Here is a 24398-nt window from a genome sequence, read left to right as displayed (position 1 = left end):
ACCGCCCTGCAGTCTTTTGATGGCACTGTCGTCGGATTGAAGAAAAAGAGGAAGCCGAAAATTGGTTTAGTAGTATAGAAGCTAAAAAGGTGTTGACTGCCTACCGCCTACAGTTTGGTGATATCTTGCGGTAAAATCACTGCTTTTAACCTGGCGAAAGTGCGCATAGTCTCATTTGCTGCTAAGTCGCTGTAATCCGGGTTTTGCGCTTTAAGCAGGTAAACGCCTGGTCCCTGCTTTTTCACTATCCTTAACAAATACTCGGCATCACCGGCTTCATCTAGGCGCTCAATGGCCATAACATTATTCGAAATTGAACCTGCATTTACAGGTGTAACCCATTCCAGTAGCAACAAATCACCATCTACTATAGGCTGCTTACCACCGTTCATCGAATTGCCTTTTGCCGGTGCAATAAAATGTTGTTCAGAATTTAAATGGCCATAATGCTCTGGCAGTTGCAGCATTTTTGCACCATCCGGCATACCTCTACCAAAATGGCCACAAGCAATTTTTAGTGCGGGATAAAACGGCAGCACATTGGTCACGTTCTGTTGCTGGCGATCCAACTCGCTAGAGGTTTCTGCTGGAGCTGGCGTGCGCAAAGTATATTGCAGCAGGCGAAGATCTATCAGCTCGTGACTTAACTCTGTTAGCAAAGCCACGTCATCCGGCTGAACGCTGAAGTTGGCGCTAAATCGCTCTTCGCTCAGCACAAACCAGGCTTTTGCCGCATGCTTATCTTGTTTGGCGTAAAAATGGATCGGGTTTTTACACCAATATTGATGCCATTTTACACTAGCTTCCTTTTGGTGTTGCAGCTCCGCTGGTACGTCTTTTTCAATCAGATCTGGCCTGCGCTTAATAATTTGCCAACTCAGTGCTGACAACTCTTCAGTATTAACCGCAGTATTAAAACCATCTAACTGCAGAAAAGCTCGCAGCAACACCATTTTGAAACACTTAGCCATAGCCGTAGTTTCAATGCCGTCGAGCAACCAATCACCATAACGTTGCACTAACCTAGCCAAGTCTTGATCCTGCGTTTGCTCTGCTACCAGCTGAAACCAGCTGCCGTGTTGCTTACGCACTTTAAGCAGATCATAACCGGCTAAAGCAAACTCAGCAGCGGTTGGTCGGCGACCAATTTCAGCTGTCAGCTGGACAAAATCTTCTGCTGCTGTGTTTTTAACTCTGCGTACCAGTTGCTGCCAAAACTCAACAACTTGCGGCGCAAAATTTATGTAGCAGCCTGGTGCTATTACCGGTTCATCTATGATGGTGCGGCTAATATTTTTCACGCCGCTGACATTAAATAAAGCGGCAGGTTTATTAAGAAAAGACTGGTGATTACCAATAAAATCAACCACCACCAGACGGCTTTTATTCAATAAGTCAGCTCGGCGCAAGCCCCTCCCTAGTTGCTGCAAAAATAAGATTTTTGACTCGGTTGGTCTAAGCATTAACACCGTGTCTATTGAGGGTAAATCTGTTCCTTCATTGAATAAGTCGACAGAGAACAATACCTGAATGACTGCGTTATCCAATTGCTCAAGGGCTTCATTGCGACGCAAAGTACTCCCCTGATAAACCGCAGCCGCTTTCACCCCTTGCTGGGTAAAATAGTCTGCCATGTAATCGGCATGCTTGCGTGACACGCAAAACGCCAATGTCCGGTGTTGTTTGTGCTTATTCCAGTGTTCAAAAATATGCTTTGCCCGCTGGCGGGTGGCAAAAGCGGCATCCAGTGCTGTGGCATCAAATTTACCGCTACGCCAGGGAATTTCCTGATAATCGACAAACTGATCGTAAACACCAAAGTAATGAAACGGCACCAAAATACCACTTTCAATACCATGCACCAGGTTACGCTCGAACACTAAGTTGTTATCACACAGCGCCAGAATATCCGCCTGATCACTGCGCTCAGGCGTCGCGGTTAAGCCCAGTAAAAAGTTCGGTTTAAAGTGGTTTAACACCTGATGATAGCTGGGGCTGCCAGCATGATGAAACTCATCAATTACTATGTAATCAAAGTGATCTGTGGCGAATAACTGTAAATGCTCTTTTTTACTTAATGTTTGAATAGATGCAAAAACCATATCTGCAGTTGCAGCTTTTTCGCCACTGAAATATAAACCGCTGCTCTTTAACGGGTTTAAGCGGGCAAAACTTTGCTGTGCCTGCAGCAATATCTCTTCGCGGTGTGCAACAAAAAGTATTTTTTTCGCGTCAACTTGCCTTGCATCAAAGGCTGCCAGCCAGGTTTTACCCATGCCGGTAGCCAATACAACTAAGCCACGTTTATAACCTTGCTGACGACTAAGTTGTAGCGCTGCCAATGCATCCTGTTGGGCCGGGTTAGGTGTGATGACGGCCTCTTGTTCAAGCTCTGCGCCAACTAGCTGCAAACGTTGCTGGCGATTTTGCTGATAGCGCTTAAGGTAGCCTGCCAGAACCTGCTCGGTCAGTGGTACGCTCTGTTTATGAGTAAAAATACTGACAAACTGGCGGCGAATATCACTGAACTGACAATTAGCCTCGGCAGCGACAAAATCATGCCGCAAGGTCCATTCATGCGAAGTTAACAGGGCGGTGCGGCTGATGTTATTTGAACCGACATAAGCGCAACCTTGCTCTGTTGTCCCGTTTTGGCATTTGACAAAAATATAAGCCTTCATATGAAAGGCAGTGCTGGCACCACAGCAAAACAACCTGATGGCTGCGCCGCGCTCAGAGAGTAATAACAGTTGGCGTAACGCTTCCGGCGCAGTAATTTGCAAATAATCTGACGTCAGAATTTTGATGCTAGCACCAGCTTCAAGCGCATCGGTAAGTGCCGGTAACAATAAATGTATGCCAGAGGTTTGAATAAAAGACACGCTAATTTCAATCTCAGAGGCATGATTGATGGCATAGATTAATTTTGGCAGTAAAGGATCAACGGCACCGCCAGTGGTGAGAATATTACCTTGATACAAAGTTGAGGATGTCAAACCCTAGGTTCCAATAACGCATTAAGCCATTGCTCATGGCTACGGCCCGGTCTGGCATCATCCGAGATCCAGTGCTCTGATATTTGTAGTCGAGTATCGGATAAAGCAACACCCAAGCGGTCAGCCGTCATTTGGGTAAAACAGCGGCCATCACGCTGCATTTCAGCTAAACCTAACTTAAAAGAGCAATAAAGAACACCATTTGGTTTTAAAAACGTGCCAAGGTGATTAAATGTTGCAGCAAGCTCAGCCTCCGCGACGTGCAACAAAGATGCACAAGCCCAGATCCCATCGAAATGGATATCGGACTGATAAGACAAAAAAGTATCAAGACGAACATCAAGCCCGGTTAACTCACGGGCTAAACGCACCATTTCCGTACTAGCATCAAATGCACAAACAGTAAAACCCTTAGCTAGAAAAAAACGACTATCACGCCCTGTGCCACAACCCGCATCTAATATAACGCCATTCGACGGCAGTTTTGGTAAAAAACGGGCATAAAGCTCTGACATATCGACATTAGTCGTGTCTGCGGCAAATTGGCTGGCATTAAGGTTATAAAACTCGACTGACATCATTAGCGCCTTACTTAACTGGCGATTGTTGTACCAATAACCAGCTATCGCATCAATATAAATTTGAATTTCGGTGAATTATTAGAGGAGAAGCTCACTCATGTTTTAAGCAGCACAAAGACAAGCGGTTATTTTTGTGAATAAGCAGGTAGAGCGTTACCTTGGCGAAAACGACGATATGACCATTAGCGAAGCACTGGAGCACCTTTACCAAACCAGAGTTAAGCCACAGAGCCGACTCAGTTAGCCTGATAGGTGAAGTTAAACAGCGTGCTTTTTGGAAAAAGATTGTTGATAGTCCGAACCGGTTTGCTCACGTCAACACGCCGTGAACCCATCCATGGGGGCTCGTTTATAAACTTCCATCCATGAAGTTTACCCTTCGGGCCAGCAGAGCTGTTCAAATGCGCTCCATGCGCATTTGTCCGCCCGTCCAGGGCCTCAACGGTTGACTTAGAGCAAACCGATTCTCCCTGAAGCTATGTATTGTTCACTGAGCGAATGCTGATATGTACGATATCAGTACACATCAAACTGACGATAACTGACTAAACCTATTATTACCCCGGCCGATACCCTAAATTAAGCACAGTACAACCTAACAGGGCCGGCTTATGCAGCATACTCCACCGCCTGCACCAATTAGCCCGGCGCTAACTGCAGAGCTACGCTACTTACACCAGGTAATGAAAGTGCTTGAAATACTGGCCGAACAGCCAACGCTTTGCGTGGTGGCCTTTGGCAAAATATGGCGCTACCCTGATTTACTGAGCACCTCGCTGCGCTATGCCTACCTGGCCCAGTTGCACGGCTTTGATGTGTCACCCTTTAAACAGTGGTTTGATAAAGACTGTGCCCTGTTCGCCCAGCATGGTCTAAGCTGGAATTACGGTTAGGCTCAGCTGTTCTGTTAATACCGGTTAAAATTGCGCCCGGTTTAGCAATGCCTGCTACGCTTAAACTGTTTTTGACAGCAAGGCCGCTGATATGAAATACAACCCTAAATTTAATATCTGGCTGGATAACAACGTATTAATCGCCATGGTAAAAGGCAGCTGGACCGAGCTGGATGCTAAAGATTATGCCCGTGATTTTAAAGCTGCAGCAATACCATTAACTGGTGGTGACTGGGCTAATATTACCTTTCTGGAAAACTGGCATTTAGGCGTGCCCGGTATTGAGCCAATTATTAAAGAACTGGTTGGCTGGACTATTGAGCATAATTTGCGTTACTCGGCCCATGTTTACTGGCCCAATACGGTGAAAGAGTTCCAGCTGGACAAGATGGTGAAGAAGGTTCCACAGCGCTTTGAATTGCAAAGATTTATGCACCCGCAGCAGGCGTTCGACTGGCTGGAGACGCATGGATTTAATACCGATAACCAGCAGAGGCTGGCGGTTGATTGATTAACGCTTACTGAAATACCAGGACAGTTTGGTTGGTACAAAAAGTTGCAACTTAAGGGTGTAACGGAGCACCGATGCGGTTTATTAAGACGCAAAACTAACTGACGCCCTGATAGCGTTGACATATAGCCCAAACTACGGAGTACCTATGTTCTGGAATACACCTGATTTGCAACCCGCTTTGACGGCCTGCCAGCAGCAGCTGGACGAGAGCAACGCTGCTCTGCAAGCCATTCGCACCCATGTTGCCTATATTGAATTTACCCCCCGATGGCGTGGTCAGCCGGGTAAACCCGTTGTTTTTGCAGGCAACCGGTTATCAGGAACATGAGGTACTGGGCCAGCACCACCGGCTGTTTTGTGACAAAGACTATGCGGCGTCGGCCGATTATAAACAATTCTGGCGCGAGCTGGCGGTGGGGCAAAGCCATAGTGGTGTATTTGAACGGCGTACTAAACAGGCAGAGGTAATGTACCTGGATGCCAGTTATTTTCCGGTGAAAGATCCGGCAGGCAAGGTAACCAGAATTATAAAAATTGCCCGTGATATTACCAAAAACCAGCAGCGGCTGGATTTTCAGAATGCGGTGTTTGACGCGTTTGACCGCACCACCGCCATTATTCACTTTACACCACAAGGCATTATTGAAGATGCTAACTCGTTGTTTCTGGCAGCAACCGGCTACCAGAAGCAGGAAATAGTTGGTAAGCATCACGAAATGTTCTGTTACCCCGATTTCTATAAAAAAAATCCCCGGTTCTGGCAGGAAATGGCGGCGGGCAAAGCTTTTTCAGGCTTGTTTGAGCGAAAAAACAAAGCTGGCCAGTCGATATGGCTGGAAGCCAGCTACAATCCGATATTTAACGAAAAAAACCAGGTTACCAAAATTGTTAAACTGGCCAGCGACATTACCGCGCGCATTATCCGGGCTTATGATGCTGCTGATCAGGCCTCGGCCACCTCAGACAAAACAGCCCGGATAACCGCATCGGCCAGCCAGGCGCTTAGCGAAGCCGTCACCACCTCTGGCATGATAGCCAGCGAGGTCGACGGTGCCAGTGCTATCAGCAAACAGTTGAACGAGCAGTCTAACAGTATTCAGGAAATTGTTACCACCATCAGAGCGATAGCGGATCAAACGAATTTACTGGCATTAAACGCAGCAATAGAAGCGGCCCGGGCCGGAGAGTCGGGCCGGGGCTTTGCCGTGGTAGCCGATGAAGTGCGTACTTTAGCCGCGCGCACCAGCGAGGCCACCAATAAAGTGGCAACGGTTATTGAAAGCAACGCCGGCTTAATCAGCCAGATTTATCAGCAAATGAGTAAAATTCAGCAGGCGTCGGCTCAGGGTCAGCAAAAAATATCGGGGGTGAGCAGCGGGCTTGACGACGTGCAGCGCGGGGTGGCCGAAGTGGCCGAGCTGATTCTAAGGTTAAAACAATAGGGCATTTTGTGACTGTCTGATATCGACTACAGCCTGACAACCAGACGTTACTGATGGTTAATGTTTCAGCGGCTTTATCAGCCATTGCCAGAACCTGCTTGCTACACCCTTATCAGGGTCAGGCTGGCTAAAACTGAAATACCTGACAGCTAAAGATTCATAAAATGAATTAACTGGCTTAGACTAGCTGTCAGTCAGGTTACGTGCTGCTGGCCGTAACTTATGAATTCATTCGTTATCTTATGTTTTGAGCGACTATGTATCGATATAAGTTATTTATACTGGGGGCAGCGCTGACATTAGTGCTGACGGTTGTTATGGTGTCTGCGGCGCTTTCTGCGCATGTTACCAGCAAAAATCTGGCACAAAGCACAACAGCTCAAAGCTTGCTGGTAGAGCATCAGCAGTTATCCAGTATTTCTTACCGGCTGTTTAAGCAACTAACCGACGAACTTTTATTTGGTAAAAATGCCAACCAGGCAAACATACGCAATAAACAAAAGCTCATTGATCAGTCGTTAAATAAAATCAGGATGCTTGAACGCCAGCAGCGTGATGATCTGGGCCCGGAAATGACCCAGGGCAGTGTTGAAGACACTGAAGATTTGGCCCGGCTGATTAACACTATTGTCAGTGAATTTGCCATCATTACCGCCGAGCCGGCAACCATTGCACCCGGCCAGCGAGAACAGGTAAGACGTTTGCTTGAAGTGACCATAGACAATCAGTTTCGGGACGCCATTAACGCCGCAGTTTCACGTCAAACCCTTGTAGTGGGTGCCATAAACTCACGAATAGACACTTTGAATAGCACCATTATATGGTTCAGCATTGGCCTGGGCGTGGTGGGTATCCCGCTGATTGTGCTGAGCTGTTTATGGCTGTTAAACCAGCTGTATCAACCACTGCAAACCATTAAAGCAGGTACCGAAGCCCTCGCACAAGGCCGATATACTCACCGTTTACCAGAGAACCTGGATGATGAGTTCCGCCAATTGGCGCTGGCGTTTAATTCAATGGCAGAAAAATTATGGCAACACCAGCAGGATGATCAGCGTTCAAGGGTAGCACTGGAGAGTGAAGTACAGCAGCGAACTCAGCAACTGGTGCAGGCCAACCAACTTTTAACGGCTACCGATAATAAGCGACGACAGTTTTTGACTGATATTAGTCACGAATTGCGTACCCCTGTGACCATTATCCGGGGGGAGGCCCAGGTGACGCTACGGCAAACGGATGCCAACCAGCAAAATTACCGGCAAGCGCTGCAATCTGTGCTGGAGCAGGCGGTAGCAATGAGCAGGTTAATTGATGATTTGCTGCTGTTGGCACGCGCAGATATTGGCCAGCTTAAACTGGAGCTGGCAGAAATTGACGTGGCAGACTGGCTTATCACACTGGCTGAACAATGGCGTAGTTATGCCCGCAGCCATCATTTTGAGTACAGGATTGAAGAAAGCTGCCAGTTGCTGGTTTTACTGGCTGATGAATCAAGGCTAAGTCAGGCCATTGCTGCGATTCTGGATAACGCGATTAAATATACTAATGCCGGCTGCACCATTACCTTAACTGCCTCAATGAAAAACAGCCTGCTGACAATTACCGTTGCTGACAATGGCCCGGGCATTGCGCCCACTGACCTGCCCTACATTTTTGACCGTTTTGTCAGGTTACAACGTAACAAAGACGGTACCGGTCTTGGTCTGGCAATTGCCAAAGAGATTATTGTTGCCCATGCAGGCCAGATTGACGTGCAATCCGAGCCTGCTAAAGGCACCGTGTTCAATGTGGTATTGCCCACGGAGATACTGCAGTGAAATTACTGATAGCAGATGATGAACTGCCACTGGTTAACTTTTTAGCACGCGGCTTAACGGCTGAAGGCTATCAATGCCAGAGTATTACCCAATTACATCAGTTATGCAGCACCGCCAGGCTTTGTCAGCCTGATGTGATTGTGCTCGATCGGCTGTTTGTTGATGAAGACAGCCTGACGGTACTGCCGCAATTAAGACGGGACGCACCACAAGCGAAAATTATCTTGCTTTCGGCATTACATGAGGTAAGTGACCGGATTGCCGGATTAAAGAGTGGTGCTGACGACTACCTGGCTAAACCTTTTGATTTTGATGAGTTACTAGTAAGAATTGAGGTACTGCTTCGCCGGAATACAGCTGCACCGCCAACCCAGCAAACCGCATTACATCTTGGCCACATTAATCTGGATTTAAACAGCCATCAGGCATGGAGTGGCGAACAACTGTTGTCACTTACCAAAATTGAATTTGATTTGTTAAAGCTATTTCTGGAAAACGAAGGCGTGGTATTCAGTCGTGAACGCATTTTGAACCGGGTTTGGGGCACTCAGGCCGATCCACAAACTAATATTGTGGATGTTTATATTAGCAGACTCCGTCAGAAAATAATGTGCCCCGGCAGTGCTGGTTGTATTCAGACACTGCGGGGCACCGGTTATCGTTTCAGCCTTTGTCTTACTGATCAATATCTGAAATAAGTTTTGGGTTAATCACCAGATTACGTACACCATGTGCACTTTTCTCTTCAAATGGATTGTTGTCACACCATTTACCTACGCTTTGAATATCGACCATGGCAACTTTTGGTCGAACACTCCAGGAAACCTGTAATGGTGAGCCCTTAGTATTATATGCAGGCCCGGTGGTTGACCCTTCATAGCGCACAGGCTCACCGGTATTAGCAGGGATATTAAACGGCTGATAATACCCATCCCGCATCCCAAATTCGGTGAGCTCCGCGAAATCAAGAGCATCATCATCGTTGACCAGCACATAAACCTGACCTTCAACCCTCAGCTGCGGATTCATTGTCGATTCTGCCAGACAGGAACCAAGGGTGGGGCCTGGCGTAATCTGGGCACTGGTGAACACGTAATGCAACTCAATGGTGTCTCCGGGTTTTAAACCGTTGTTATCGCCTTTACATACTTCGCTGCTATCGATGGGTTCTAACCATTCAGGTTTCAGCTTACCGCTATAGCCAAAACCGGTGCCTACGCCAGCGCCATCCCCATTACCAAGATAGCGGGTAAATTCGCCCCCTTTGTGTTCGGCCCCCGCATGAAAATGAATATTACACAGGTTCATTTGCTGATGATCAGGCGCGGTTGCAAATATTCTGTTGTTTTCACCGTTAAGTGTTGCCAGATCACGCGGCGACTGCGGCCCAAAACCCTTACCTTCTGTGTTTTCAGCCAGCTCAAGGCGCTGCTGTTTAAGTACACTGTCTGCCACGGCCTGGCCATGGTTGTGAGCTTGCGCACCAGTGGCAACTAATGCCGCAATCAAACTAAATTTTGTCAGGTTTTTCATGGTGGTTTACTCCTGTGTTTTAACAGCAGCAGTTTACAAAACGAAGCTGAATCTGATTTAAAACCAAGATTAAAATCAGATTAAAAAACAGCTAAACGTTACCGCAATAGCGGCGTGACTTGCCCGCGCCTGCTACGCTTTACCTGTTTTTAACAAAAAGACGGATGATATGACAGAAATCATGCCCCTGATTATCACAACCACCATAGTGGTGCTAATCCTGGTTGTTGCCGGCTTGCTTGGCTTGCGGCTGCTGGATTACCAGGCCGACAAGCAACTGTTTGCCGAACTTAGGGCCCGCCAGCCAGCTGAGCCAGGTTATTTTGACCCGGCCATGCTAAATGGCCTGCCGCTGGCAGCCCAACGCTTTTTTACTTTTTGTATTGCCCCGGGCACGCCGTTATATACCGTGGCTGATATTGCCATGACCGGCCGCTTTGGCATGGGCAGCCGGCTGAAGCCGGATTATTTAGACATGCAAGCCCGCCAGATACTGGCACCGCCGGCCGGTTTTATCTGGCAAATGCAGGCCCGGCGTAACCTGTGGCGCATCGCCGGTTCAGACAGCGCCAGCTGGACCCGCTTCTGGCTGTTCGAATTGTTACCGGTAGCACGCAAAGGGGCCAGCCTGGATCAGCGTCGCGCCGCCTTTGGCCGCTATGTGGCAGAAGCCGTGTTCTGGACGCCGGCAGCCGTTTTGCCGCGCACCGGCGTAAGCTGGAGCCACCTGAGCGACAACAGTGCCCGGCTGACAGTTAACCAGCAGGGCCTGAGCCAGACAGTAGAGTTGACGGTAGCAGATAATGGCCAGCCCGTGCTGGTCAGTATGATGCGCTGGAGTGATGCCAACCGGCAACGGCGTTACACCCTGCAGCCGTTTGGTGGTTATTTATCTGATTTTCGAGATTTTGGCGGCTTCACCCTACCCAGCCATGTCGAAGCCGGTAATCATTTTGGCACCCCTGATTATTTCCCCTTTTTTGTCGCTGATGTTCAGCAAATCCGCTGGCCGCACTCTTCAACCCGGGTTAGCGGGTAACCGCCAACGCCCGGCATTTTCAGAAAAAAAAGCGCGATGTCTGCACGCCGCGCCCTGGTTATTGTTTGTTCTTAACGCTTATTTCGCGCCGGGTTCGGCAAAGCGGGTTACCCAGTCTTTTACTTCGTTATACCAGTAAATTGAATTATTCGGCTTTAAGATCCAGTGGTTTTCATCGGGAAAGTAAATCATCCGCGATTCAACACCACGGCTTTGCAGGGTGCGGAACAATTCGAAGCCCTGGCCCACCGGTACCCGCAAATCCTGCTGACCATGAATAACCAGAGTGGGGGTATTAAATTTACCGGCATGGTAATGCGGCGAAATGTCGGTATACAGTTCAGGCTTGTCCCAGAAGCCGCCAAAGCGGGTGGAATGCACGGCAAAGTCAGCGGCCATTTGCGAGTACATGTTATATACCGCGGCATGAATAAGCAGCGCTTTAAACGGGTGCTCGGTACCCAGCAATACAGACGTTAAATAGCCGCCATAACTGGCGCCGCCGGCCACCATCCGATCGGTGTCAATCCAGCTTTGGTTTTCAAACCATTTGGTGGCAGCCTGAATATCGGCCAACGGCTTGCTGCGCCAGTCGGGATTAATGGCGTCGGCAAAGTCCTGGCCAAAACCGCTGGAGCCATGAAAATTAGGCCAGGCCGCCACATAGCCCCAGGAGGCAAAGGTTTGCGAGTTCCAGCGATAACTGAAACTATTGCTGAACGCATTGTGCGGGCCACCGTGAATTAACAGAAACAACGGATACTTTTTGCTTTTATCAAAGCCGGGCGGGTAATGCACCCACATCTGAATGTCTTTACCTTCAGCGCCCTTATAGGTTACCGACTCATAGGTTCCCAGCTCAACTTTACTTAAAATGTCATCATTAAAGCTATCCAACCGGCTGGTGTTGCCATTGCGGGCATCTACTTTTACCAAGCGGGCCGGGTATAAAAAGCTGTCGTTGGTGGCATACAGGCTGTTACCAGCCTGTACCGGCTGGCCAAAGCTGGTGTCTTTGGTAATAGCGCGCGGCTTGCCGGTTTTGGCATCGATGTAATACAGCCGGCGAGTGGCAGCGTCGTCGATGCTGGCATAAAAGCCGCGGCCGTCATTAGCCCAGATAAAATCACTAACCGAACGGTCCCAGTCACCGGTAACAGTGCGGCTGGTTTTTTTTGCCAGGTCGTACACCATTAAACGGCCGGTATCGGCATAAAAGCCATGTATTTGCTGGCGGCTGAAAGCCAGGCTTTTGCCGTCGGGGCTGAAAGTCGGGTTGCTGTCGGGTGCCTGATTATCTTTGGTAATATTTTCAGCGCTCTGGTTTGCAGTACCGGCAGTGCCAAGCTTGCTTAAAAAGATATCAATTTTGGCGTCAACCTGGTTGTCCCAGCCATTGGCGTTAAAGGCCAGATATTGCTCTTTGCTGTCGACATCGTAGCTGGAGGCACTCTGGCTGGAGCGAGGAAGTTCCAGGCCCAGCGGCTGGGTTAACGGCTGAACCTCTCCGCCGCTGGCGGCAATGCGAAATACATGGGCCTGGCGGTTTTCATTCAGGTAACGGTCAAAATGCGAATAGGGCAATGCATTCCACTGCATGGCTGACACTTTTTTATCTTTATCGGCTTTTAACTGGGCTGCCATTTCGTCCCAGTTTTTATCCGGCCACACCCGGCTGATAAAATACAAATGCTTTCCCAGCCACTTAATACCCGATACCCCGGTGGGCACGTTGGTCAGGCGCTGCGCCTCACCCGGGCCTGTCATTGGCAGCAGGTAAATCTGGCCGGCGTCGTCTTTATCCCGCTGGCTGATAAAAGCCAGAGTTTTGCCGTCGGGTGAAAAGGTTGGCTCGCTGGCCCGCAGGCCCTCTGCCGTTAACGCAGTTTGCTGCGTGCCATCGGCACTGAACAACCACAAGCGGGTTTGCGCTTTATCGGCTTTTACGTCATAGCCGGTTACCGGTGCGACAATATGTTTGCCATCAGGCGAGACAACCGGGCTGCCAATGCGTTGCAGCTGCCATAAGCGTTCAACGCTGAGACGGTTGTCCTCGTGGTTTTCTTCACTGGCCAATGCCTGAGGTGGCAGCAGGCAAACAAGCAGCATCGATAGCATTACCGGTGCCAGTAAAAAGTGCAGTTTTTTCATTGCGAAAACTCCGGGCATTAATTATTAACCGCAATAAACATAGCACAGCCAGTAAGTTACTGGTTGCAGTTAGCGACAGAACGGCGGTATTTCAGCGATAAAGCAGTTATTACAACAGGTTAATCGGTACTTTTAAATAGGTGGTGCCATTGCTTTCTGGCGGCGGCAACTGGCCACCACGAATATTAACCTGCACCGATGGCAAAATAAGCCGCGGCATGGCCAGGGTGGCATCGCGCGCTTCACGGCGTTTAACAAAATCCGCTTTACTAACCCCGCCACCAACATGAATATTGTGTTGTTTTTGCTGGCCGACACTGGTCAGATATTGATGCTCCCGGCCGGCTGGCGGATAGTCATGACATATGTAAATTTCAGTGTTATCAGGCAGCGCCAGCAGTTGCTGGATAGAATCATATAAGGTGGCAGCACTGCCGCCGGGGAAATCGCAACGGGCGGTGCCTACGTCGGGCATAAACAGGGTATCGCCAACAAAGGCGGCCTGCTCGTTAATAATGTAGGCTAAATCGGCCGGGGTATGGCCAGGCAGATGCATAGCACGGATGGTTAATTCGCCCACCTGCAGCGTATCACCATCGGCAAACAGCCGGTCGAACTGCGAGCCGTTTGGTAAAAATTCCTTTTCCAGGTTAAATACGTCTTTAAAAATGGTTTGTACCTGAGTAATTTCAGCACCAATGGCCACCTTTGCCCCCAGCTTGCTGCGTAAAAACGGCGCCGCGGATAAATGATCAGCATGGGCATGGGTTTCCAGCAGCCACTCTACCTGTAAATTATGCTGTTTAACGTAAGCCAGTATTTGCTCAGCACTTGCTGTGCTGGTACGGCCGGCTTTGTAGTCAAAATCCAGCACCGGGTCAATAATTACCGCTTTATTACTGGCAGTATCGGTAACCACATAACTGAAGGTTTCACTGTCATTATCTAAAAATGCTTTTACCTGATAGCTCATAATGGTTGCTCCCTGTATTTGGTTACCGGATGTTAGTAACCGGGCCAGCTGAATTAAGTGTATGCTAATATAATATAAGCTTATGCCATTTGGAAATAACTTTAATAGATAAGCCTGCCCGGGAAAAGTGATTAATACGCTATCAGCTGTAAAGCCAGCTGAACAGCGCTGGCTTTACTCCTGTTTCAGTTAACCGTCTGCAGATAACTGACTATTTGCTGCAGCGCCACCTCGTCGTTGGCCGCCAGCGGCAACTGCACATCGGGTATCACACCGGCTGGCCGGGTATCGCCATTTGGCCTGATAATTAACGCCTTAGGATAGCCCACCACAATACCGGTGTGATTAAGGGAAAAGGTTTCCATGGCACCATAGGTGGTGGCTAAATCGGCTGTTGGCTCACCGATAACAGTGGCAAAGTTGTAGTCCTGGGCAATAGCGGCCACCGATACTGCATTGCTGTATGAGTGAGGGCCTGTCAGCACAAACACTTTAATATCTGACGCGGCAATATTGCGCTCAGCGCTATGCGGCTGGGAATTTTGCAGCGGAAAGGAGATTACAGTGCCTTCTTCGTTATCGCGGTAAAACTGCTCCAATTGCATGGTAATGGCATCAGGCTCGCCCTGTTCCGGCATCCGGGCCTGGTTGGCTACCCGTGACAGGTTTGATACTTTTACCCGGAAATCTGAGGCAAACCGAAACGGCTTATCGGCAAACCAGGCCAGCATATGGTCGCTGAAGCTGTTGGTGCCGCCAGGATTATCTCTCAGATCAATCACAATACTGTTAACCTTTGCTGCAACAAAGGCGGCAAACGCCTGGTCGATAAACGCATGAAATTCAGTGGTGTCCCATACTTCGGCATCAGTGGTTGCATAGATATTATAAAAAGGCCCGGGCTGCAAATAGCCGATGTTGCCTGCCAGGATTTGATAATGACGCGGCTCGCTGCTGGCCGCATTGTCTGGCGGGCTGTTGGCGGCAATATGCTGTGCCTGTTCAGCCTGGCTCAGCGTTGCCTGCTGCAGCTGATAGGGCGCGGCACTGCCCGGCTGCTGCAGAGTAAGGCTGTAAGCGCTCTGTTCACCATGATGCAACCAGAGCAGTGGCGCCAGCTGGCCGCCAGTCAGGCCGTCGAGCAACGTAGCATTATCGGCCGCCAGATAAGCCTGCAGCGGTTGCAGAAACTGCCTGATAGCAATGCCGTTAATGCTGAGCACCCGTTGCCCGGGTTGCACCCGCGGGTCTGCGCCATAATATTCTGCCACTGTTACCTCATCGCCGTTAATATTTAAACTTAAAGGCAGGGTTTTGCCATCAGCTTCGATAAAGGCACGATAACTGGCAACGGGGAAGTCAATTCGGGTATGAGCAATATTGGCCAGCGCCACAAACTGCATAAAATGCTTTTGCGCCTGCAGTTGTGACATGGGTTTGTTTAGCTGCGCCAAATAGTCTTTATACTGCTGGTCGTATGCCGGCTTTGGATAATGAGCAAATAAATTATAACTGCCCCGCTGTAAATCACGGTACAGTTGCTGAAAATCCTGCTGTAGCTGCTCGCTGCTGTATAGTTTAGCCGCGGTATTATCCGCTGCAGCCTGAGCATAATCAGCGCTTGTTAGCAGTAATCCGGTCACAGCCAGCAGCACCGGCAGGGTATTTATAAAACGACGTAGCATAAGGTTAGCTCCATAACATTAACAAAGGCCCAATGGTATTGACCCTTACCGAAATAGTCCTGACAATGGCAGACGATTAACCTGACAAAAACCTGACAGCAATTAAACTTTTGAAATAAAACTGAATTTTATGGCAAAACTTGTATGACCCAACTGGTAATAGGCGACTGGTACGTTGATTTTAACAGTGGCAGCTGTGTTCGTAAAAATCACAGCGGGCCAGATCAGCAGCACACCATGCACCGGCTGGAGCCTAAAAGCTGTCAGCTGCTGCAGGTTCTGGCAGAGCAACCGGGCCAATTGGTTAGCAAGGAGCAGCTGGTTAGCCGGGTATGGCCAGAAAGCTATGCCACAGATGATACGCTGGCAAGAACCTTGTCCAGGCTCAGAACCACTCTGGATGATGATGCCAGAGCGCCACGTTATATTGAAACCGTGCCTAAACGCGGCTACCGCTTAATTGCGGATGTCAGCAGTGCGACAGATCTGGCTGCTTCTGCTATTGGCCCTGCCACTTTGGCGAAATTAACAGCACGCCGGCGCCCCCGGTTGCTGCTGCTAGCCATACTGCTGACCTTAACCATAATCGCCGGCCTGATGGCCTATTTGATGCTGCGCCCTGCTACCCCGGTTATTAGCAAACCAGCAGACTCCGTTGCTGGCAAAGATTTGCTGACCCGGGCCGACGATTATTATCATCAGATGCGCCTGGTAGATAATGAAATGGCCATTGCCCTGTATCAGCAGCATCTGGAACTGCACCCGGGCGCCGGCCTGGCTTATGCCGGCCTGGCTAACGCGCTGGTACAGAAAGCCCTGCGCTGGTCGGGAGAAAAAACAGGTGAGCACAGCACCCTGACGGCCAAGGTTGCTGCCGGCACCCTGGCAGATGATGCCAGCCAGCAACAGCTGCAGCGCGCCCTTAGCCTGGCACAGCAAGCGGTGGCCTTACAACCTGACAACGCCACCACCTTAAAAGCACTGGGTTTTGTGTTGTCGGCTCAGGGCCGCTATGCCGAAGCGATAAATATTTATCAGCAGGCATTGCAGGCTGATCCGCAAGCCTGGCAGGTACACCTGAATATTGGTGAGCTGTATCAGGCCACTGGCGATATGCTCAAAGCCATTAACGCCTATGAAGCGGCATTTAATGCCATGGCCGAGCGCTACCCTGAGCAGGAAGTACAGATACGGCCCTGGATAGCCAGAGTCGGCAGTATGATTGGCGATCATTACCTGGCGGTTGCTGATCACCAGAGTGCAGAGCGCTGGTACCGGCGGGTGTTAAGCCTGGCCCCGCTGGATGAACAAGCCACGCTGGGGCTGGTGCAGGTGTTGCATGCAACAGGTGACAGCGACGGTGCGCTACAACTGTGCCAGCAGCTGAACCAACGGCTGCAAACCAGCCATGCTTGTCAACCGGCCAGCGGCAACCAGCCATTGCAATAAAATATTACGTAAAACATAATATTTTTATTGCAAAACATATAATACCGACCTATGGTTTAGCCCTATACGTAAGCGGTTAAACCAGGTAGGATTATGCGCGCCAAACCATTACACCTTTTACTGACACTGGCTTTGTGGCTAGTGCTTACCCTGGTATTGCTCAGTGCGGTATTTGCGCTGGCACTACCGCTGCTGGACGAGCAGCTGCTTACCAGCTGGCAGGTGCAGCAGGCCGAGACTAGCAGGGCCAGCATTAACCTGACCGGCAGCGAGACAAACCTGCGGTTACAGATCGCAAAGGGTGAGTTGCTGCTTGAAACCAGCGCATTTAGCCTGGCACTTAGCCGGGCCCTGACTATTTTGCTGCTGGGCGGCATGGTTGGTGCCATTATTTATTTTTTACGGCAACTGGTGGCCGATGTTACCTGCGGCCGGCCGTTTTCACGCCGTAGTGCGTCGGCCTTACAGAAAGCCGGCTATTTACTGGTAACCCTGCCGGTGGTGCTGTACCTGGAAGTTTTCGCCCGCTTTTATCTGTTTATCCCCGGGGCCAGCCAAAACTCAGAATTCAATTTTAGCCATATCCGCCTGCTAACCGGCAACGGCAATGATCTGCTGATTTATCCGGGTTTTAACGCCGGACTGCTGTTAGCCGGCTGCTTTGTGCTGGTAATGGCCAATGCCTTTAACATTGGCGCTGAACTGCAAACCGACAGTGATGAGATTATCTGATGGCAATAATTGTGAACTTAGATGTGATGCTGGCGCGGCGCAAAATGAAAATGAAAGAGCTGGCCGACGAGGTGGGCATCTCCCAAACCAATTTATCGCTGTTAAAAAATAGCCATGTCCGTGGTATCCGGTTTAATACCTTAGAGAAGCTGTGTCAGGTGCTGCAATGCCAACCGGGCGATTTGCTTGAATATCAGGAGGAAAAATCATGAAACGGCTTTACTTAACAGGGTTATGCTTGGTTCTTTCCGCATGTCAGAACTATGATGTTGCAACGCTTACCGCAATCCCGCCCGAGGTTAAACAAAGCATTCACTCGGCAGTAGACAATAAACACCGGCCCGGTGTTGTCATTGGCCTGGTTAACCCGACAGGCAGCTATTTCTATAGTTATGGAGTAACGCATGCTAATAGCGAGACGCCATTATCTGAGCACACACAATTTGCCATTGGTTCGCTGACCAAGCTTTTTACCGCAGCGCTTTTTGACGATCTGGTGTCAGAAAACCGGGTGTCAGAGCAGACAACGCTTGCTGCTATCTGGCAGGGTATTGACGATGGTGCTCAGACACGTCTGTTAAACCTGGTTAATCACACTGCTGCACTGCCCCGTGATTTGTCAGCTGAAACCTTGGCGCAAAACAGCACCGACCGCTTACTGGCAACGCTAACCCGCAACGCTGAATTACCTGCTGCTAAAGCTTACTCAAGTGTCGGCATGGCCATTCTTGGGCTGTCATTGGCAGCTGCAGAGCAGTCGAGCTTTAAAGGCCTGCTGCAAAGCGACATTCTGACCCCACTTAAGCTAACCAGCACGGGCTTTGAACCTGACAACTCGTTGCTGGCGGGTCGCCATCACACTACAGTTCCGGTGGAATCTGCGATCGAAGTGCCTGAAGTGGCCTATGGTGCCGGCGGCCTCTACTCCAGCGCAATAGATTTAAGCCGTTTTTTAAAACACCAAATGCAGCAAACCAGGCACTGGGGCTGGCAGCATTATCAGGATGAAAATTTCGATGCTTTTTATCACGGCGGTGATGGCAATGGTCATCAGGCTTTTATTGCGTTTCGCCCGGATAATAATGTTGGTGTGGTCTTACTTAGCAATTCCTCCTCAGATGACGCACTACAGGATATCGCCCTGCATTTAATCGACCCCGGCAGGAGCCTGCCAGATTTTGCGCACCGTCCCCGCCAACAGTTGCCGGAACAGGCATTGTCGCTGTATGTGGGGCAGTACCGGCTGACAGAAGATAACAGCGGTAACCAGATTAGCCTGGCTATTATCGATAATCGCCTGGTTTATCGTGAGCTTACCGCTGCAGGCGAAGTGGTTCGCCAGACGCCACTGCATGCGATTGACGATAAAACCTTTGAATTGGCTGATGTACCGGTTGTTATCACGTTTGAAACGGCGACGGGCTCGTCACAAGCCACATTGCGCTTCGAAAATCAGACGTTTACGATGAAACGCATCAACCAGGACCTGTGAATATGAAAAAGCAGAAAGCTGCTTATCTGAGCCATAGCGGTGCAACATTATGAATTTCCCACGCCTGTGCATGACCGTGATTTATGTGCTCGTCTTAGTAGGCTGTTATAGCCAGTCTGAACACAGCTATGATTCAGACACCAACCAGAACGAGTGGAACATTTCAACACTCGAAAAGCAGAACATTAATACCAGTTTAATTGACGATATGCACCGCAAGCTGCTTACCGATAGCTATGCCGGCATTAGCAGCGTACTACTTGTTCGCAACAATAAATTGGTATTTGAAGCCTATTTTAATGGCTTTGATCAAGACAAACTTCATTCAACACGATCTGCCAGCAAAGTCATCACCTCTCTACTGACAGGAATTGCGATAGACAACGGCTATATCAAGTCAGTAGATGAGTCAGTTTTTGCTTATTTCCCTGAATACTCGGGAGAGATTAAGAACTGGGACGCCAGAAAAAGCACCATTTCAATCGCGCACATTTTAAGTATGACGTCCGGTATCAAAGGCAATGAAGATGCGATGTACCCAACCGATGACTGGATTAAATTTTATCTTGACCAGCCTCTGGTGTCAGATCCCGGGAGCGCTTTCTCCTATGCTACAAGCGGCGTTGTTACTCTGGGCAATATTATCACCCGAGCTTCAGGTATGCGCATTCCAGCCTTTGCCGACAAATTTCTGTTTCATCCAATGGGTATTAAGGAAGTGCGCTGGCCAATTACTAATTCACGCAACAACCAGGGGCTTGCGATGACCGGTGGTGGCCTTAATATGCGCCCGCGGGACATGGCTAAAATTGGCCAGCTCATTCTGAATAATGGTCGGTGGAACGGGGTCCGGTTAATTTCTGAAAACTGGATTATTGAATCAATCCAAAAACATGCAACCAGCAACTTTAAGGGCGAAGATTTCGGTTACCTCTGGAGAATGCGAGAACGCGAAATTAATGGCAACAAAATACGTTCTATCGAAGCCTGGGGCAATGGTGGCCAGTTTATTATGATTTTCCCGAAGTTAGAATTGGTTGCAGTATTTACCGGCGAGTACTACGGACAATTTCCAGAGATGGAGCAAGCTTTTGAGCTTGTGGACCATTACATTTTACCGGCAATGCGTTAATCCAGAAAATTGAAACAACGGGTTTTAGTATTGACTGTACATGGATAAGCGCGCCTGCGTCCTTGTTTGTTGTCGCCAGAAAACAGGTAGAAATAAAAGGTGAAAAGACGTCAGATATTTCCGGTTTCCGTTTAACGTTCTTGGCGAAGATGAGGCGCAGCAAAACGGTTAATCATGGTTAAAAACTCTTGTTGCGACTTAGAACTCATTACATTCGAGAATTACAATTGACATAGATTTTATTCAAGAACTTTAAAAATCGAATTTGCAATGCTTTCCGCACTTCCTTTGCCGGTAAATGCAATAGCAACTATAGCTTGAGAATTTTTTGAATAAACCAATAATGCATTTGCACCTGGAGTGCCTCCGCTGTGACCAATCCAATGGTCGTCTCCTACTTCATAGGTCATAATTCCATCGCCGTAATACATGGGCGAGTCATACATTTGATAAACATTGTCAACCATACTCTTCAATCTTGCCTCATCAACCATTTGACTTTGCAGATAGCTTTCCAAAGCCTCAGCCATGGCCAAGCTCGACGCGACAATATTACCTGCAGCATAGGGGCCTGATGGCTTTAGTAATCTTTGAGGCTCACCGATTGGTGCTATAACTGCGACATCGGAAGGATACGAGTCATAATCTAAAGATAGAAAGCTTGTTTGCTCACTGGCAAATCGGGTGTTAATTGAATTTTGATAACTTGTGCCTTCAACCCGGCTTATAATTTCACCTAACATTACGTAATTGGTATTTGAATAATTCCAGCCACTGCCCGGACAATAATAGAATTTCTGTTCTCGCATAAAATTTAGAATTTCATCCGGTTTTGGCTCTGGTACAAAAGAGGAAAAATAAGGGAATTCGTTATAGCTAGGAATGCCAGTGCGATGTTGTAACAACATTTCTATAGTTATGCGCTCTGCATGTGGAAAGTCGGGAAACCAAATGCTGACTCTATCATCAAGTTTTAAACGCTCTTCATCAACTAACTGGTAAACCGCTATAGCCGTAAACATTTTACCAACACTTGCCCAATAAAACTTTTCAACTCCATCTTCCGTATTCTGGCTTGTCCACATGCCAAACGGAGTTTTGACCACTATATCGTATTGTAATATTTCCGATTTTTGTAACGCGTTTTCAAGTGCGACCTCCAGAGAGGTTGCAACATTTCCTTCAATTGGTAGTGTCGAAAAGTTGTGTAGTATTGGTAACTTTATTGGTGTGCTTTTCTCATTAATTTGGATAGTCGGTAAGCCACCACAATCCTCTCTGAAGTCTCCGCTCTTACATCCAAGTAGTAACAAACTACTTAACAAAACTGTAGTTAATCTCATTTAGTTCACCAAAATTACTGTTTAACAATAGTTTTTCGTTTGCGAGCACTTTGCTGGCTCGGCAACCCCAATGAAAAATAAACTGCAAGTACGTCTATCACCCCCCCATTTGGTTAGGCACCTAATTAATAGCAAATTATGGTTGATTGCAAGATAAAAATTGTAAATTTCAATTTGGCGCTCTATTGGTTACCGTTAATTTAAACCTTAATCCCCCCTTGCACGACTAACTTTTAGAAACTTAGTTTTAAGTATTTACTTGCAAATAATTTCAATTTAATGTTTATTAGGCGCCTAACTATATTGGCGATATGCTTGAGCGTACAACTACTGCAGGAACTGCGATGAAAAACCCGAATTACATCTCACTATGCTTCACCATTTTCTGTTGGGCCTGGTCGTTGCAGACAGAGGCTAAAACCATGACCCAAACGGCGGATAAAATTGCTGCCATTGCACCTGACTTATTGCAAAAGCATGATGTCCCAAGCGTTGCGGTCGCGTTGATAGGAAATGGAGAAATTCAGTCTATTCAGCATTTTGGTTACCAAACCTGGGGATACAAAGCGAATACACAAACCCTGTACAACGTGGCCTCTTTAACCAAGCCGGTTACTGCTGAAATTGTGTTGAGGTTAATCAGCCAGCAAAAACTGCAACTTGATACCAAACTTGCCAGTTATTTTGTAGATAGTGATGTCAAAGGCGACGACCGAGTTTCTCTCCTGACTCCGGAAGTGGTAATGCGACACCGCACCGGCTTTCCTAACTGGCGTTATGAAACGGCAGGTAAGCTGCAGTTTATAGCTCAGCCTGATACTCAAACCCAATACTCAGGGGAAGGTTATGAGTGGATGATGAAAGCAGTAAGCGCAGTGATGAATACTGATTTCGAGACACTTGCCAGGACCCACTTGTTTGAACCAGCTGGCATGCAATTTACCTCTTACACACTGACAAACGATTTTATTGGTCGCGTCGCTGTGCCATATAAAGAGGGAGAGGCCCCTTATAACGTAATAAGAAATAAACCGTCTGCCTCTGATGACTTACGGACCACTGTTGGCGAGTACGCTACGTTTATGCTGTCTGTCTTTGAAGGTAATGCAGTGGCTACTGAGCTCAGGGAACGTCAGTTTAAGATAGAACATACTGTGCGCTATAGATCAGCGTGTATGGCTACACCTTTACCAGATTTTTGCCCTCAGCGTCAGGGCTGGGGCTTAGGTTGGATGATTTATGACTGGGGCGATATGAGATTAATTGAACACAGTGGCGGTGATCACGGTGAAAGGACTCTGGCGCTGTATAATCCCGATGCAAAGCGCGGCCTGGTGGTATTGACTAATGGTGCCAATGGCTTTGAAGTGATAAAGGCAATAGCAGCAGAATTTGAGCCTGACTCCCGGTTTAAATTGTTTTTAGCATCACCTTTTGCTGAATAACGTCACTATTGTTGAACTCGCAGCGTTTAGCCTACTGTCTTTAACCTGAACCCAACGCAAATGGAGGCTGTAACATGCAGCTAGCCAAACAACAGCTCAGATTACTGCTGATACTAGTAGCGCTAGGCGCTTCGGCTGGCCCCGACGCATAGCAAACCATCATTGCCCCTGCGATTGATAACATTATTAAACAACAAACAAAGAACGATCATTTTGCCGGAGTGGTAATGATAGCGAACGGCGATGAAACGTTACATGCTGCTGCCTATGGCGAAGTATTGCCCGGCAGTGGAGTCCTGCACCAGTTGGGGTCGGTGTGGCGCTGGGCTTCGGTAACCAAAATGTTGGCAGGCTTTATCACGTTACAGGAAGTTGAGCGCGGCCGTCTCAACCTCGACCAACCAGTGGCACAACTCTTACCCGCGGCACCATCTCATGTTGGGGGCGTTACATTACGTCAACTCATGAACCATACATCCGGGTTGGCCAATCCCGATCAAACTGCGCTGAACACTGAAACTGGCGTTCATCATTGGGCTTCTGCAGCAGAACCAGATTTTAAGTATTGCTATGGTCCGGCACTGGCAGCTCCAGGAGAGCGTTTTGATTATAATGCTTGCGACTTTGTTGTTCTCGCAGACGTGCTAAAGGCCGTTACGGGAAGCAATTTTGCTGAGTTGATTGATCACCGCATCAGCAAAACCTATCAGTTACCTTCAATCCGCGTTGTAACGAATGCCAGTGACGATGCCGAGGTCGCCGGCACCAGGGATGGAAAACCGATACAGGATGGTTTGCGCTTGGCAAACCTATCTGCTGATGCCGCTATTATAGGTAAGCCAGCCGACTTACTGAAGCTAACCCAGCTTTATATGGCTGGTAGTATCATTACCGATACCAATCTGCGCCAGGAGTTTGGCCGCGGAACACCAGAGCTTGGCTATATCGCGTTAACAGTATGGGGCTATCATGCACAGCTGAATGGGTGTAGTACACCGGTGCACATCATAGAACGGCGAGGTCATTTACCTGGCACCAAAGTACTTACACTACAAGCGCCTGAGCTCGGCCGCTCAATGGTGCTATTTTCAAACCGTGATGAAACTGACTGGGGCTGGATTTGGCAGCAAACCGGATTTAGTTTCAATATCGCAAGCGAAGTCTTTTGCCGTTAACCATAT

Annotated in this window: 21 protein-coding genes and 1 pseudogene; 15 read left to right on the top strand and 7 right to left on the bottom strand. The window is 48.5% G+C overall.

Annotation, left to right across the window (positions count from 1 at the left end):
- Positions 1-107: 107 nt before the first annotated feature.
- Together KQY15_RS15510 and KQY15_RS15505 are read right to left on the bottom strand one after the other, a co-directional pair.
- Entirely contained in the window at positions 108-2996 is a 2889-nt protein-coding gene (locus KQY15_RS15510; RefSeq protein WP_217670780.1) for a DEAD/DEAH box helicase family protein, read from the bottom strand.
- Positions 2993-3577: a class I SAM-dependent methyltransferase gene (locus KQY15_RS15505; RefSeq protein ID WP_254795762.1), complete on the bottom strand. Its 585-nt coding sequence runs from the start codon at positions 3575-3577 to the stop codon at positions 2993-2995. Before KQY15_RS15505 ends, KQY15_RS15510 begins: the two co-directional genes overlap by 4 nt.
- A gap of 611 nt (positions 3578-4188) precedes the next feature.
- Between KQY15_RS15505 and KQY15_RS15500 the strand changes: the two genes are divergently transcribed.
- The 7 genes and pseudogenes from KQY15_RS15500 to KQY15_RS15475 all read left to right on the top strand — a co-directional run bounded on the left by KQY15_RS15500 (position 4189) and on the right by KQY15_RS15475 (position 8941).
- Positions 4189-4470, top strand: a complete 282-nt coding sequence (locus KQY15_RS15500; RefSeq protein WP_217670778.1) for a hypothetical protein — start codon at positions 4189-4191, stop codon at positions 4468-4470.
- Between the two features lie 91 nt (positions 4471-4561).
- Complete coding sequence (locus tag KQY15_RS15495; RefSeq protein WP_217670776.1) at positions 4562-4981, top strand: hypothetical protein; 420 nt, start codon at positions 4562-4564, stop codon at positions 4979-4981.
- Positions 4982-5129: 148 nt separating this feature from the next.
- Positions 5130-5312: a hypothetical protein gene (locus KQY15_RS15490; protein WP_217670965.1), complete on the top strand. Its 183-nt coding sequence runs from the start codon at positions 5130-5132 to the stop codon at positions 5310-5312.
- Positions 5224-5889 (top strand): annotated as a pseudogene (locus KQY15_RS19315) (PAS domain-containing protein); the annotation flags it as partial. The gene KQY15_RS15490 and the pseudogene KQY15_RS19315, both read left to right, overlap by 89 nt.
- Before the next feature lie 123 nt (positions 5890-6012).
- Entirely contained in the window at positions 6013-6426 is a 414-nt protein-coding gene (locus KQY15_RS19310; protein ID WP_372449324.1) for a methyl-accepting chemotaxis protein, read from the top strand.
- A 257-nt stretch (positions 6427-6683) separates the two neighbouring features.
- The gene (locus tag KQY15_RS15480; RefSeq protein ID WP_217670772.1) at positions 6684-8243 is read left to right on the top strand and encodes a sensor histidine kinase; all 1560 of its coding nucleotides are present in this window, start codon (positions 6684-6686) and stop codon (positions 8241-8243) included.
- The gene (locus KQY15_RS15475) at positions 8240-8941 is read left to right on the top strand and encodes a response regulator transcription factor (protein ID WP_217670770.1); all 702 of its coding nucleotides are present in this window, start codon (positions 8240-8242) and stop codon (positions 8939-8941) included. Before KQY15_RS15480 ends, KQY15_RS15475 begins: the two co-directional genes overlap by 4 nt.
- Here KQY15_RS15475 and KQY15_RS15470 read toward each other — a convergent pair.
- Positions 8919-9776, bottom strand: a complete 858-nt coding sequence (locus tag KQY15_RS15470) for a delta-class carbonic anhydrase (protein ID WP_217670768.1) — start codon at positions 9774-9776, stop codon at positions 8919-8921. The genes KQY15_RS15475 and KQY15_RS15470 overlap by 23 nt on opposite strands.
- Positions 9777-9945: 169 nt before the next feature.
- Between KQY15_RS15470 and KQY15_RS15465 the strand changes: the two genes are divergently transcribed.
- Positions 9946-10815 carry a DUF6544 family protein gene (locus KQY15_RS15465; protein ID WP_254795760.1) on the top strand — a complete coding sequence of 290 codons (870 nt, stop codon included), beginning with the start codon at positions 9946-9948 and terminating at the stop codon, positions 10813-10815.
- Between the two features lie 78 nt (positions 10816-10893).
- Here KQY15_RS15465 and KQY15_RS15460 read toward each other — a convergent pair whose 3' ends face one another.
- The 3 genes from KQY15_RS15460 to KQY15_RS15450 form a co-directional block, all read right to left on the bottom strand.
- Entirely contained in the window at positions 10894-12966 is a 2073-nt protein-coding gene (locus KQY15_RS15460; protein WP_217670766.1) for a S9 family peptidase, read from the bottom strand.
- A 109-nt stretch (positions 12967-13075) separates the two neighbouring features.
- Positions 13076-13939, bottom strand: coding sequence for an MBL fold metallo-hydrolase (locus tag KQY15_RS15455; RefSeq protein WP_217670764.1), 864 nt, complete (start codon positions 13937-13939; stop codon positions 13076-13078).
- A gap of 185 nt (positions 13940-14124) precedes the next feature.
- Complete coding sequence (locus KQY15_RS15450; RefSeq protein WP_217670762.1) at positions 14125-15624, bottom strand: S41 family peptidase; 1500 nt, start codon at positions 15622-15624, stop codon at positions 14125-14127.
- 144 nt (positions 15625-15768) lie between these two features.
- Here KQY15_RS15450 and KQY15_RS15445 point away from each other — a divergent pair, with 144 nt between their 5' ends.
- The 5 genes from KQY15_RS15445 to KQY15_RS15425 all read left to right on the top strand — a co-directional run bounded on the left by KQY15_RS15445 (position 15769) and on the right by KQY15_RS15425 (position 20429).
- Positions 15769-17073, top strand: a complete 1305-nt coding sequence (locus tag KQY15_RS15445; protein ID WP_217670760.1) for a winged helix-turn-helix domain-containing protein — start codon at positions 15769-15771, stop codon at positions 17071-17073.
- Between the two features lie 93 nt (positions 17074-17166).
- Positions 17167-17805, top strand: coding sequence for a DUF2975 domain-containing protein (locus tag KQY15_RS15440; protein WP_217670758.1), 639 nt, complete (start codon positions 17167-17169; stop codon positions 17803-17805).
- The gene (locus KQY15_RS15435; RefSeq protein WP_217670756.1) at positions 17805-18017 is read left to right on the top strand and encodes a helix-turn-helix domain-containing protein; all 213 of its coding nucleotides are present in this window, start codon (positions 17805-17807) and stop codon (positions 18015-18017) included. The genes KQY15_RS15440 and KQY15_RS15435 overlap by 1 nt, the downstream gene beginning before the upstream one ends.
- A complete protein-coding gene (locus KQY15_RS15430) occupies positions 18014-19297 on the top strand; it encodes a serine hydrolase domain-containing protein (protein WP_217670754.1) in 1284 nt (427 codons plus the stop codon). Before KQY15_RS15435 ends, KQY15_RS15430 begins: the two co-directional genes overlap by 4 nt.
- Positions 19298-19346: 49 nt before the next feature.
- Entirely contained in the window at positions 19347-20429 is a 1083-nt protein-coding gene (locus KQY15_RS15425; RefSeq protein WP_217670752.1) for a serine hydrolase domain-containing protein, read from the top strand.
- 239 nt (positions 20430-20668) lie between these two features.
- Here KQY15_RS15425 and KQY15_RS15420 read toward each other — a convergent pair whose 3' ends face one another.
- The gene (locus KQY15_RS15420; RefSeq protein WP_217670750.1) at positions 20669-21772 is read right to left on the bottom strand and encodes a serine hydrolase domain-containing protein; all 1104 of its coding nucleotides are present in this window, start codon (positions 21770-21772) and stop codon (positions 20669-20671) included.
- A 344-nt stretch (positions 21773-22116) separates the two neighbouring features.
- On the opposite strand from KQY15_RS15420, the gene KQY15_RS15415 reads away from it, so the two are divergent.
- Both KQY15_RS15415 and KQY15_RS15410 read left to right on the top strand, forming a co-directional pair.
- Positions 22117-23217: a serine hydrolase domain-containing protein gene (locus KQY15_RS15415; RefSeq protein WP_217670748.1), complete on the top strand. Its 1101-nt coding sequence runs from the start codon at positions 22117-22119 to the stop codon at positions 23215-23217.
- Positions 23218-23375: 158 nt separating this feature from the next.
- Positions 23376-24392 (top strand): serine hydrolase domain-containing protein, encoded by a 1017-nt coding sequence (locus KQY15_RS15410; RefSeq protein WP_217670954.1) that lies wholly within the window; start codon positions 23376-23378, stop codon positions 24390-24392.
- Positions 24393-24398: the final 6 nt, after the last annotated feature.

The organism is Arsukibacterium indicum (assembly GCF_019100565.1).
Classification (GTDB): domain Bacteria; phylum Pseudomonadota; class Gammaproteobacteria; order Enterobacterales; family Alteromonadaceae; genus Alishewanella; species Alishewanella indicum.
Note: the sequence above shows the minus strand (reverse complement) of the source record. Positions and strands in the feature narration are given on the sequence as shown.